The 11813-nt window shown below is 75.0% G+C and carries 9 protein-coding genes; 7 read left to right on the forward strand and 2 right to left on the reverse strand.

Annotation, left to right across the window (positions count from 1 at the left end; all coding sequences use genetic code 11):
* Positions 1-38 precede the first annotated feature (38 nt).
* The 3 genes from DMB42_RS18930 (at position 39) to DMB42_RS18940 (ending at position 7025) form a co-directional block, all read left to right on the forward strand.
* Complete coding sequence (locus tag DMB42_RS18930; RefSeq protein WP_125636281.1) at positions 39-2666, forward strand: hypothetical protein; 2628 nt, start codon at positions 39-41, stop codon at positions 2664-2666.
* A 77-nt stretch (positions 2667-2743) separates the two neighbouring features.
* Positions 2744-3574 carry a serine/threonine-protein kinase gene (locus tag DMB42_RS18935; RefSeq protein WP_125636282.1) on the forward strand — a complete coding sequence of 277 codons (831 nt, stop codon included), beginning with the start codon at positions 2744-2746 and terminating at the stop codon, positions 3572-3574.
* On the forward strand, positions 3564-7025 hold the full coding sequence (locus tag DMB42_RS18940) for a protein kinase domain-containing protein (RefSeq protein WP_125636283.1): 3462 nt from the start codon (positions 3564-3566) through the stop codon (positions 7023-7025). The genes DMB42_RS18935 and DMB42_RS18940 overlap by 11 nt, the downstream gene beginning before the upstream one ends.
* Positions 7026-7074: 49 nt before the next feature.
* Here the strand turns inward: DMB42_RS18940 and DMB42_RS18945 are convergent, their stop codons facing one another.
* Together DMB42_RS18945 and DMB42_RS18950 are read right to left on the reverse strand one after the other, a co-directional pair.
* Positions 7075-7917, reverse strand: coding sequence for a hypothetical protein (locus tag DMB42_RS18945; RefSeq protein WP_125636284.1), 843 nt, complete (start codon positions 7915-7917; stop codon positions 7075-7077).
* Positions 7918-7920: 3 nt separating this feature from the next.
* Complete coding sequence (locus tag DMB42_RS18950; RefSeq protein ID WP_125636285.1) at positions 7921-8244, reverse strand: hypothetical protein; 324 nt, start codon at positions 8242-8244, stop codon at positions 7921-7923.
* Positions 8245-8469: 225 nt separating this feature from the next.
* Here DMB42_RS18950 and DMB42_RS18955 point away from each other — a divergent pair, with 225 nt between their 5' ends.
* The 4 genes from DMB42_RS18955 (at position 8470) to DMB42_RS18970 (ending at position 11807) form a co-directional block, all read left to right on the forward strand.
* A complete protein-coding gene (locus DMB42_RS18955) occupies positions 8470-9102 on the forward strand; it encodes a CrcB family protein (RefSeq protein WP_125636286.1) in 633 nt (210 codons plus the stop codon).
* Positions 9099-9464, forward strand: a complete 366-nt coding sequence (gene crcB, locus DMB42_RS18960; protein ID WP_125636287.1) for a fluoride efflux transporter CrcB — start codon at positions 9099-9101, stop codon at positions 9462-9464. Before DMB42_RS18955 ends, crcB begins: the two co-directional genes overlap by 4 nt.
* Before the next feature lie 86 nt (positions 9465-9550).
* Complete coding sequence (locus DMB42_RS18965; RefSeq protein ID WP_125636288.1) at positions 9551-10003, forward strand: ATP-binding protein; 453 nt, start codon at positions 9551-9553, stop codon at positions 10001-10003.
* Between the two features lie 61 nt (positions 10004-10064).
* The gene (locus DMB42_RS18970) at positions 10065-11807 is read left to right on the forward strand and encodes a SpoIIE family protein phosphatase (protein ID WP_125636289.1); all 1743 of its coding nucleotides are present in this window, start codon (positions 10065-10067) and stop codon (positions 11805-11807) included.
* The last annotated feature ends 6 nt before the right edge of the window (positions 11808-11813 follow it).

Consider the following 11813-nt stretch of genomic DNA (forward strand, 5'->3'; position numbering starts at 1 on the left):
GACGGGATCTGTCGGAGTCGATCTCTAGGCTGCCGCGCATGACGAGTGCGGCAAGCTCATCGACCTCCACGGAGGCGGCCTGGCAGGACATCCGGCGGCTCGTCGGGATGCGCGCCCTGAAAGACCTGGCCGACCGGGTGCTCGCCCTGACGGACGACGAGCGGGCCGACGCGGCCGACCGACTCCCGGGGCTGCTCGGCGAGGCCCGGCGGACCACCACCTCACGCGCCGAGCCCCCGGCCCCCGAGAGCCCCGCCTCCGAGGTCGGGGTTTCCGGTTTGGGGCAGGCGGGGGTGGATGCCGACTGGATGCGTGGGCTCGGGGGCCGGATGGGGGTGTCGGACAGCGATCGGGTCGGCGGGTTCGGGGAGGCGTTGCGCGTCGTGGGCGCCGGCACGCTGCCGGGGCCGGCCGCCGTGGCCGCGTGGCTGGGGCGACGCGAGTTCGTCCCGCGCTGGGGCACGCCGCCGCACCCCGCCGAGGTGATCTGCGTACTGGCCGCGCGTCCGGTCGCGTTCCAGGCCGACGTGGCAGCCCGGGTGGCCAGGAAGATCCGTACGGCCGACGACCGGCTGGCCCCGCTCGCACTCGCGCTGCTGCGGGCCTTCGGCGGCACCCCGCTCGACCACGATCCGCTCGTCACCGCCTGGCTGGCGGCCTGGCCGGTCCGTCCCGACCCGTTGCTCGTCCCGCTGCTGCCGCGCGTCTTCGAGGCGGAGGGTGTCGGCCGCGTCCTGCGCGGCGAACGGCTTGACCCCGTGCCCACGCCCTGGCTCGCCCTGATCAAGCGGCTGCTCAACGCCGGGCGGGTCTCCCGCGAGGAGCTGGCCGACGGCTGCGTACGCCGCTTCCTGCGCGGGGGCGACCCCGCCGACCTGCGTTTCTTCGTGCGGCTGCACGAGCTGGCCGGTCCGACGCGGGAGGAGGTCGCCGTCTGGTCCCGCGACTACCTGCGCCTGCTGCCCGCCGCGCCGGGGCCGGTCGCCGAGCTGGCGCTGACCCAGGTGCGCCGTACGGGCCCGCACGACGACGGCGACGTGAGCGAGGCGATCGCGGCGCTGACGTTCCGGCCCGAGGCCGGGCTGGCCCGCGCGGGCCTGCGATGGCTGGAGGAGGAGGTACGCCGTGCCCCCGCGCGGGCGGCGGACCTGGCCCCCGCGCTCGCCACGGCCTCTGGCCACGACTCGTACGAGGTCCGGCGACGAGCCGCCAGGATCGCGGCCCGCCACGCGACGGCGTTCACACCGGCCGCAGACGTGCTGTCCATCGAGGTGCTGGGCACGGAGGTGGCGGCCACGGAGGTGCCGGTGCCCGACCCGCTACCGGTGTTCGAGCCGTTTCCGGAGCCCGGGTTCGGGATGGGGCGGGACGGCTGGGTGGGGGGTGAGCGATGGCTGGCGGCGCTCGTCGCCGGGATGGCGGGTGACCGGGAGGCCGTGCGCGCCGAGGTGGCGGCCGAGTTCGACGGCACGTACACGCAGCTCTACGACCACGACCGCTGGGTCGGCGCCGACTTCTGGATCGCCGCCCTGGCCAAGGAGGTGCTGCGGCCCGGCGGCGACCCCGTCGCGGAGCCGCGCCTGCCGGAGCCCCGGCACGTCTCGCCCCCGCACCTGTTCCTGCTCCGCCGCTTGAGCGAGGTCTACCAGGCACTCCGGGCGGGGACGCTGCCTCCCGTACTGCTGGCCACCCCTACGGCGCTGAACGGGCACCTCGACCCCGAGGTGCTGGTGGACCGGCTGGAGACGACCGTCGCGATGGGCGCCGAGCCGCTGTCCGCCGACCTGTGCCAGGCGCTGCTGCGCCTGCCCAGGGGCGGCCATCCCGGCGCCGCGGCCCGCGCCGCCCGGCTCGGCCGGCCCGCCGCCGTGGTCGCGGCGTGGCTACACGCGGGCGGACCGGCCGATCCCGAGACGGGGGTGCGGTGGTCGTACATCGAGGACGACACCGAGCACCTCTTCGACGAGCGGGAGCCGGTGCGCCTGACCAGCCAGGTCCGCCTGGTGCCGGTGCTGCGCGCGCGGCCGACCGGGCACGTCCTGATCGACGAGCTGCTGGCCGAGCCGTCGCGATGGCGCTGGAACGACCACGGGCGGGCGATGGACTGGTGGGCCGCCACCCTGCCGTCCCATCGGGAGGTCGTCGCCGTCAACCACCTGCCCCATCTGGTGCACCTGTGGAACCACCCCGGCGTCCAGGTCTCCCACTTCGTGGAGCTGGCCGACGACGACGGCCCGCCGGGGGAGGCGTTCGCGCTCGTCGTGGCCTGTTTCGTGGCCGGTGGCGACGTACGGGCGCTGCCGGTGGTGCTGCGGATGGCGGCCAGGGGCGAGCTGCCGGGCGAGGCGGTCGGCAGGCAGCTCGCGCTGCTGGTCCGGCGGGCCTCGTTCCAGGTACGGCCGATCCTGCGCGCGCTCGGGGAACTGGCCGGGCAGGGGGCGGACGAACCAGTGTGGCGGATGTTCACCGGGCTGCTGCCCGGCCTGCTGCCGGGGCCGGGGGAGCGTCCGACCGTGACCCACTCCGACGCGGTGGCCCTGGCCGCCGACGTGGCCGGGCGGGTGGGGGCGCGCGGCGCGATCCCGGTGGTGTCGGCGCACGCGGCGAGCGGCCGCGACACCCGCTTCGTCCGCGAGTGCGGCCGTCTGCGCGACCTGCTCGGCTAGTTGCCCCCGCGGGCGATGTGCGCCGGGGAAATGGTGATGCGGCGGCGCGGCCGGACGGGGACGCCTACGATCCGGCTATGGACGTCGTACTCGGTGAGTGGTCCATCGGCGAGGAGCTCGGACGCGGCGGCATGGGCGTCGTGCACGCCGCCACCCGCCGTGACGACGGCACGCCGGGAGTGGTCAAGTTCATGCGGCCGGACCTGGCCGAGAAGGAGCCGCAGGCGGCGGCGTACTTCGACCGCGAGATGCGGGCCGGCACCGCGTTACGCCACCCCCACCTCGTGCACGCCACCGCCGTGGGCGAGACGGACGGCACCCCGTTCATCGTCATGGAGCTGTGCGCGGGCGGGAGTCTCGCCGACCTGGTGGCCGAGCGGGGGCCGCTCACCTGCGAGCGGGCGCTGCCGATGTTCGCCGGGCTGCTCGACGGGCTGGCGTACGCGCACGCCGCCGGGTTCGTCCACCGCGACATCAAACCGCGCAACATCCTGCTCACCGCCGACGGCACGGCGAAGATCGCCGACTTCGGGCTGGCCAAGGCGTTCGAGGCGGCCGGGTGGAGCGGGCTGACCCGTACCGGCGCGCTGCTCGGCACGCCGTCGTTCATGCCGCGCGAGCAGGTGCTCAACTACAAGTACGCCCGCCCCGGCGTGGACGTCTGGGCCATGGCCGCGACCCTGTACTACGCGCTCACCGGCAGCACGCCGCGCGACTTCACCCCCGGCCGTGACCCGTGGCTGACGGTCTGCACCACCAGGCCCGTACCCGTCGCCGAACGCGACGCGGGCGTGCCGGCGGCCGTCGCCCGCGTGCTCGACCGGGCCCTCGAGGACGCCGACGGGCTGCCCCATTCCAGCGCGGACGAGCTGCGCGCCGAGCTTCAGGAGGCCACGCATGACGACTGACTGGCGGCCCGGCGAGGTCGTGGCCGGCGACTTCGTCGTCGAACGAGACCTCGGCCGGGGCGGCCACGGCCGCGTGACCCTGGTGCGCAGCCGCCGCTCCGGTGAGCGCTACGCCGCCAAGCGCCTGGTCAGCGAGGACCTGGTCGAGCAGGGACGCCTGCTGGCCGAGGCGCAGCGCTGGGTCGTACTCCCGGCCCACCCGCACATCACCGCCTGCCGCTTCGTCCGTACGATCGGCGACGAGGTGGCCGTCTTCAGCGAGTACGCGCCCGGCGGTTCCCTGGCCGACCGCATCGCCCGCCGCGACCTGACCGAGACCGCCATCCGGACGGCCGCCGCGCAGGCCGCCTGGGGCCTGGACGCCGTCCACGCCATGGGCATGCTGCACCTGGACGTGAAACCGGCCAACATCCTGTTCGACGCGGACGGCACCGCCAAGATCGCCGACTTCGGCCTGGCCGCCAGGCACGAGGTGCCGCCGGCCCAGACCGCCCAGCTGGAGGCGGTGATCGACTACATCGCGGGCGACCTCGGCGAGGCGGCCAAACACGTGTTGTGGACACAGCTCGCCGGGGAGCAGGACACCATCGCCGCGGTGCCGGCCGGCGCCACCTCCGCGTACGCCTCGCCCGAGCAGGCCGAGGGGCGCGCGGCCGGTCGCGAGGCCGACCTGTGGAGCTGGGCGGTCACGGTGCTGGAGATGTTCGTCGGCGAGCGGACGTGGCCGTCGGGCACGGTCGCCCCGTTCGTGCTCGACGCCGTCGCGGGCGGGCGTCAGGCGTGCCGGGTGCCGCTGCCTCCTGACGTCGCGGACCTGCTCAGGGCCTGTTTCGCCCTCGATCCCGCCGACCGGCCGCGGTCATTGGAGGAGGCGTCGCGGGTCGTGGGCGTACCCGGCCTGACGGCGCCGGGGCGGCCCTCGGTGACGGCGTCGTCCGAGCCGCGCAGCAGGAGGTTCGGCGAGGGCGCGGGGTGGGAGGACCCGCGCGGCTACCTCCGCTTCGCCTACGAGGCGGCCGGCCGCGACCCCGACGAGGCGATCGCCCGCTGGCCGCGCAGGGGCGGCGGATTCGCCGCCCACGCCCTCGCCGACCTGCACGCCTTCCAGGACGCGGCCACCGTCCTACGCGAAACCCTCACCGAAGGCCGGAACGCCGAGGACCGGACCGCCGAGGACCGGAACGCCGAGGGGCGGCAGGCCGAGGGAAGGCAGGGCGAGGGGCGGAACGTCGAGGTGCTGGCTCGGGTTCTGGTGAGTCAGGCGCGGGTCAGGCAGGCCCTCGCCGACGACGGCGGCGCGATCGGCGACCTGCGTTCGGCCGCCGCGCTGCTGGACACCGCCACCCCGGCCCACCGTGCCATGCGCGCGTGGACGCTCCACTGGCTGGCCATCGCGCTGCGCGAGCACGGCGACCTCGCCGAGGCGCGTACCGTCGGCAAGGAGGCGATCGCGGGCGCGGACGACGTCGGCGACCCCGAGGACGCCGCCCGGCTGCGCGGCTCGGCGCTGCTCGCCCTGGCCAACACCATGATCGCCGACCGCTCGGGAGACCCGTTCGAACCGCTGGGGGCGGCGCTCGACGAGCTGCGCGCGGCGCGGAACGTCGGCGGCCAGGCCCGGGTGCTGGCCGCGACGGCGGCCCTGCGCGAGCGGCGGGGCGACGGCGCGGCGGCCGCCGCGCTGTGGGACGAGGCCGACGCCCTGCTCACCGCCGCCGGTGAGGACGAGGACGACGCGCCCACCGCCGAGAGCGTCCCGGTCGTACGCGCGCTCATGGCCATGAACCGGGCCACGCTGGCCTCCGGCATGCCCGAACGACTCGTCCACGCCACCCGCGCCGTGGACCTCCTGACCCCGCTGGTCGAACGCCAGGGCCGCCACGACCTGTCCACCGAGCTGGCCGCGGCCTGCGTGAGCGCCGCGTACGCGTACGAACACCTGGGCAGGCCGCAGGAGTCGCTGGCCGCCTACCGGCGCGGCCGGGAGCTGTACGAGCGCGCGGTCGTCCGCGACGGCCGCACCGACCTGGCCGACGAGCTGAGCGAGTGCCTGGAGTTCGAGTCCACGCTCACCTTCAACCTGTACGGCGCCGAGCAGGCGCTGGAACCGGTGCGCGCGGCGGTCGAACGATGGCGTCGCCTGGCCGAGCTGGAGGGCATGGACCGGTGGGGCAGGCAGCTCATCAGGGCCCGCGTCCGGCTGGCCATCACTCTGGAGGACGCCGCCCGTCCCGGCGCGCTGGAGGTGCTGGACGAGGCCGCCCGCGACGCCGCCGCGCTCGGCCCTGCCCGTACGCCGTGGTTCGCCACCCAGATCGCGACGATCCACCGCGAGCGGGCCGTCGTGCACCGCAGGTCCGGCGACCTCCAGGCCGCCTTCGACGAGTGCGAGGCCGCCCTCGCCGTCCTGGACGAAGGCGGCGACGAGGCGACGACCACGCGGATGCTGACCCTGGAGACGCTCAGCGCCGTCCTGGCCGAGGCCGGTTACGCCGACGAGGCCCTGAACGCGCTGGCCGCCGCCACCGGCATCGCCGAGACGCTGGCCGCGACCGGCGGCCGGGACGCCGCCGCGCTGGCCGACTCCCACCGGCGCCTGGCCTCGCTCCTGATGGAGACGGGACGTCCCGAGCAGGCCGCGCAGGAGGGCGCCACGGCCGCGGCCCTGTACGCCGAGGTCCTGCCCAACCGCCCCGACCTGCGCTTCGACGCCTTCCGCTGCGCCTATCTGACCGGATCCGCGCTGCACATGCTGGGCCGCGTAGAGGAGGCCGCCGACGCCTACCGGCAGGCCCGCGCGTCCGGCGGCGGCCTGGGCGACGACGACGTGTCGATGAGCAGGCTCAGGAGCCATCCCGGCATCGCCCGCCGCCTGTACGAGTCCACGGGCGCCGAGCCTCCCGACACGGCCACTCTGTTCAGGGTGCTGGACGGCCAGATCGCCGAGCTCGACGCCCTGCTGGCCCTTCCGCCCGAGCGCCTTGGCGAGCGGCTGGCCGGGATCGAGGCGTCGATGGCCCAGGCGGGGGAGCTCGGCCGGTCCGGCCACACCCACGAGGCGTCGCGGCTGCTCGAACCGCTGCTCGGCAGCGCGCTCTGGCTGAGCCGCAGGCATCGTGGCGAGGCGGCCGCCGTACTGGCCGGTGAGCTCGGCCTGAGCCTAGGTGTCACCGCGCTGCACGCCCAGCGGGACGCCCCGGCGCTGCGCGGCTTCCGTACGGCGGTCGCGAGTTACGGCGAGCTGGCCGGGCGGAGCGGCGGGGAGCGCCACCGCGAACGCTGGTTCGACGCCCACATCGGGCTGGCGACGTGCCTGACGGTGGTCGGCGACGCCGCCGGGACCGAGGAGGTCGCCCGCGAGCTCGAACGCCAGGTCCGCCGGTGGACGCCCCACCGCGTCGGCCACTGGCGCCGCCGCCTGCGCACCTCCCTTGACGGCCTGCGCAGCTGACGGCCTGCACGGCTGACGGCCTGCACAGCCGGCGGGAGCGCTGATCGGGCTAGCCGGCGGCCTTGGCCAGCGGGACGATCTCGCGGCCGGAGGCGGTGTCGACCGAGACGCGCCCGGCGGCGATCAGCGCGTCGAGCACGCGGGAGAACTCGAAGAGCTGCAGGCCCGACAGCGCCTGCAACTTGCGCGGCTCGGACCCGCCGTTGGCCCGGAGGGCGTCGAGCAGCACCTGCTCGGCGGGCGGCGTCTGGTCGAGTATCGGCCGCAACGAGGCCACCAGCTCCATCAGCACCTTCTCGCCGACCAGCGCCTGCAACGACAACCCCAGCACGTACGACTTGACCTGCTCGGGCAGCGTGGCCTCGCGGCCCGAACGCAGGGAGGTGATCCGGTCCTCCACCACCTTGGTCTCGGCGGGCGTGAAGTTCTGCAGGGCCGCCATGCTGTACTGGAACAGGGCGTCCGCACCGCGCTCGAACGGGAACCCGGCCATGATCTCGCCGACCACCTTCGACCGGATCCGCGCCCGCCCTCGATCGACCGCCCGGTCGGTGGCCGACAGGATCACGGTGAGCACCGCGCTCGGCCCGACCCCGATGACCTGGTTGCCCGCGGTGACGTTGAACAGCGAGCTGCGGAACAGCGCGCCCGACCCGAACCCGGCCACCAGCACCTGCGTGAACGCGACACTCTCCCCGGCCGCGCCGAACGTCCACCGGAACTGGGTGACCATCCACAGGGCCGCCACGGCGCCCCCCGCGTTGACCGCCAGATAGAGCGCGGCCGGGACCGACAGCAGCGCGCCCGAGGGGTCGTCGCGGTAGCGGGACACCAGCTCGGCCAGCGCCACCATCGCCCCGATGAGCGCCACCGCGGCGTACGAGATCCACATGGCTCAGGCCTCGCGGTAGAGGTGGACGATCTCGTCGCCGGGCGGGCCCGTCACGGTCACCAGGCCGTCCTCCGCCAGCTCGGCCAGCATCGCCGTGAACTGCAGGAACGGCATCCCGGCCCGGCTCTGCAGGTCGGCGATCGGCAGCTGGCCGTCGGCGTCGACCAGCGCGCGCACGGCCTCGCGGCTGCGGGGGGAGCTCAGGGCGCGGCGGAAGGCGGAGGCCGCCTTGTCCTCGCCCGTGGCCACCGAGTAGTCGGCGGCGTCGCCCCGGCGTGGTGGCGGCGGCATGCTGTTCACTCCCGGAAGCTCGCGCTCGTTCGACATGGGCGCCCCCTCCTGTCGGCCTGGGTTCACCTTGGTGCAGGTCGCGAACCCTGTCAACGACGGGGCTCGGTCGGGGCCGCCGGTATGATGAGGGCGGCTCCCCGTGCCGGGAGCCGCGGCGGTGGGGCCCGCCGCCCCCCGTCCGGTCGGGGATGACCGCGGCGTCGGCCGCCAACGGTCCCTGCCAGAGATGTGTCACGCTCACGTGCTGGTAGGAGATGCCTCATGACTCACGCCCGTCCCGGCAGGCCCGATCCCGCCGCCGTGTCCGCCTCCGAGTCCGCCTCCGAGGAGGAACAGCTCGGAGGGGCGCACGCCGCCGGGGAGGAGCCGTTCGGCGGGGCGCACGCCGTCCGGGCGGAGGTCGATCCGGGCGCCGCGGTCGACCCCGACATCGACCTCCATGTGCCCGCCCAGCGCAGGGAGCTGGCCCGGGCGCCGGTCGCCACCCTCGCCGTCATCGCGGCCGGCGGCGTGCTCGGCGCGCTGGCCCGGTACGCCGTCCTGACCGCCTTCCCGGTGCCGCCCGGCGGCTTCGCCTGGCCGACGCTGGCCGTCAACGTCTCCGGATGCCTGCTGATCGGGCTGCTGATGGTGGCCATCACCGAGATCTGGCAGGCCCATCCGCTGACCCGGCCGTTCCTCGGCGTGGGTGTGCTCGGCGGCTACACCACGTTCTCCACCTCCATCGCCGACGCCCAGGGGGCCCTGGCCGCGGGGGAGCCGCGCACGGCGCTGGCGTACCTGGCGGTCACCTTGGTCACGGCGCTGGCCGCGGTGTTCCTGGGGCAGGCGCTCGGACGCGGGCTGTTCGGCCGCTTCGGCGCCCGCGCCTCCCGGGAAGGAGGGCGGCCGTGACGACGCTGCTGCTGGTGGCGCTCGGGGCCGCCGTGGGCGCGCCCGCCCGCTACCTGGTCGACCGCGCCGTCCAGGCCCGGCACGACAGCCAGTTCCCCTGGGGCACCTTCACCGTGAACGTGGCCGGGTCGGCGCTGCTCGGCTTCCTGCTCGCGCTGCCCACTTCCGACGGGGTGCGCGCCCTCCTCGGCACGGGCCTGTGCGGGGCGCTGACCACGTACTCCACCTTCGGTTACGAGACCCTGCGGCTGCTGCAGAACGGCGCCCGCACCTACGCCGCGCTCAACGCCGCGGCCAGTGTCGCGGCCGGCCTCGGAGCGGCCTGGTGCGGCATCGCCCTGGCCCAGGCCGTCACCGGGTGAGCGGCCGGCGCGTTTGACGATCGATCGACGGGAAAGCTGAAGAGGGCCGGCGTACCCCATCCCGACGCCCGATAGACGAGACGATCATGCGTGTGGAGTTCGAGCTGCGCTGTCCCATCAGCGCCGATCTTGCGTTCATCCGCGACCTGGTGCGCATCCACGGTCGCCACGGCGGCCTGGCCGGCGAGCGGCTGGAGGACCTGGTGCTCGCGGTGAACGAGGCCGTCACCAACGTCCTCGACCACGGCGGCTCGGCCGGCCTGGTCACCGCGACCCGGGACGCGATCGGCGTGTGCGTGGAGATCCTGGACACCGCGGGCCGCCTGTCCCCTGACCACCTCGACCCCGGCGGCGTCGACCCGACCGCCTCCCACGGCTTCGGCCTGTGGGTGATCCAGCAGTTGTGCGACTCCGTCGCGCTGGAGCAGACCGGCCTCAGCTCCCGGCTGCGGCTGCGCATGCTGACGCCCTCCGACGCCTCCCGCGATCGTGGGAGGCGTCGGATCGACGCCATGGCCGGCGCCTTCCCGTGGTCCTAGCCCCGGCACATTCCTTCTACTCGAAGCCCGCATGTCAGTAATCATCCGATAACGTAGTGTGATGATGGCTGATCGGGGTGACATCGCACACCGTCCGGACGGCTCCGGCGGGCAGCCCCAGGAGTGGCTGCTGCGCGCGGCGTTCGACGGCACGGGCATGGGCATCTACCTCACCGATCCGGCCGGCCGCATCACGTGGGCCAACCCCGCGGCGGCGACCCTGCTGGGCTTCCCCGCCGACGAGCTGCGCGGCGCCGACGCGCACGACATGCTGCACCGCCGCCTCGACGGCACCCTCCCGCCCCGCTCCGGCTGCGAGCTGGTGACGGTGTGCCGGGAGGGCCGGTCCGTCCGCAGCGAGTTCGCCACCTTCGCCACCGCCGGCGGCTCGCTGCTCCCGGTGTCCTGGCTGGCCTCGCCCCTCGACCCGGACGGCGAGCCGGCCGGTGTGGTCGTCGTCTTCATAGACATCGTCGAACGCCTCGACGCGGCCGGCCGGCAGGCCGAGCAGCTCGTCCGCGCCCAGAAGCTGACCGAGCAGTTCCGCCTGCTGACCGAGCTCAGCGCCGTCCTCACCCAGACGCTGGACGTACACGAGGCGATGACGCGGCTCGGCCGGCTGCTGGTGCCGCGCCTTGCCGACTGGGCGGCCGTGGACATGTTCCTGGGGCCGCGCGACCTGCGCCGGCTGGCCGTCGCCGCGTCCGGGGTCGAGCCGGTGGACCCGTCCTGGTTCGCCGAGTTGCCGTCGCTGCCGAAGGGCGCCTCCCGGTCGGCGCTGGTCCGGGTGTTGCGCGGGGAGCAGGCGCTGCTGCTCGGCCCCGAGCAGATCGCCGCCCCGCCCGACGGGCCGCTGGCCGCGGCGCACGACGCCCTGTTCAACGTGCTGGGCGGCTCGTCGGCGATCGTGGCGCCGCTGCGTACGCCGCGTCGCGTGCTGGGGGCGCTGACGGTGGCGCGTACCAGCGCGACGCGGCCGTACACGGAGGCGGACGTGGACCTGGTGGCCGACATCGCCCGCACCGCGGCCCTGGCGGCCGACAACGCCTGCCTGTTCGGCCAGCAGCGCGACATCGTCGACACCATGCAGCGCCACCTGCTGACCCCGCTGCCCCAGGTGGACCACCTCCAGCTCGCCGCCCGCTACCTGGCCGCCCCGGCCGGCTCGCAGGTGGGCGGCGACTGGTACGACGCGTTCGTGCTGCCCGACGGTGTCACCGCGATCGCCATCGGCGACGTCGCCGGCCACGACCTGGAGGCCGCCGGGCAGATGGCCCAGCTCCGCAACATGTTGCGCGCCCTGGCCTGCGACCACAAGGAGTCGCCCAGCCTCATCCTCGACCGGCTCAACAAGGTCATGGCCGTGGCCAGCGACGTCCCCACGGCCTCGGTGATCCTGGCCCGCATCGAGCCGCCTCAGCCCGGCGGCGAGCCGGACACGCGGATGTTGCGCTGGACCAGCGCCGGTCACCTGCCGCCGCTGCTCGTCACCGCGCACGGGCAGGCCCGCTATCTGGAGGAGGGCCAGTCCCTGCTGCTGGGCGTGCACCTCGACGACGTGACCCGGCACGACGCCCTGGTCCCGCTGCCTCCGGGCAGCACGTTGCTGCTCTACACCGACGGGCTGGTCGAGGTGCCCGGCACGAACCTGGACACCAGCCTGGCCCGGCTGCGCCGCCACGCCGGCACGCTGGCCCGGAGCTCGCTCCACGACTTCTGCGAGGAGGTGCTGGCGCTCGCGCCGTCGCCGCGTACGGACGACATCGCGCTGCTCGCCCTGCGCCTGCCGCCTCCCGGAAGGTAGGACCCG

This window comes from Nonomuraea sp. WAC 01424, from assembly GCF_003947315.1.
GTDB lineage: Bacteria > Actinomycetota > Actinomycetes > Streptosporangiales > Streptosporangiaceae > Nonomuraea > Nonomuraea spiralis.

Excerpts from the sequence above, each read along its gene's own strand:
- DMB42_RS18955 (WP_125636286.1), top strand. The coding sequence starts at position 8,470 with ATGACTCACGCCCGTCCCGGCAGGCCCGATCCCGCCGCCGTGTCCGCC.
- DMB42_RS18965 (WP_125636288.1), top strand. The coding sequence starts at position 9,551 with ATGCGTGTGGAGTTCGAGCTGCGCTGTCCCATCAGCGCCGATCTTGCG.
- DMB42_RS18935 (WP_125636282.1), top strand. The coding sequence starts at position 2,744 with ATGGACGTCGTACTCGGTGAGTGGTCCATCGGCGAGGAGCTCGGACGC.
- DMB42_RS18970 (WP_125636289.1), top strand. The coding sequence starts at position 10,065 with ATGATGGCTGATCGGGGTGACATCGCACACCGTCCGGACGGCTCCGGC.
- DMB42_RS18930 (WP_125636281.1), top strand. The coding sequence starts at position 39 with ATGACGAGTGCGGCAAGCTCATCGACCTCCACGGAGGCGGCCTGGCAG.
- DMB42_RS18940 (WP_125636283.1), top strand. The coding sequence starts at position 3,564 with ATGACGACTGACTGGCGGCCCGGCGAGGTCGTGGCCGGCGACTTCGTC.
- DMB42_RS18950 (WP_125636285.1), bottom strand. The coding sequence starts at position 8,244 with ATGTCGAACGAGCGCGAGCTTCCGGGAGTGAACAGCATGCCGCCGCCA.
- DMB42_RS18945 (WP_125636284.1), bottom strand. The coding sequence starts at position 7,917 with ATGTGGATCTCGTACGCCGCGGTGGCGCTCATCGGGGCGATGGTGGCG.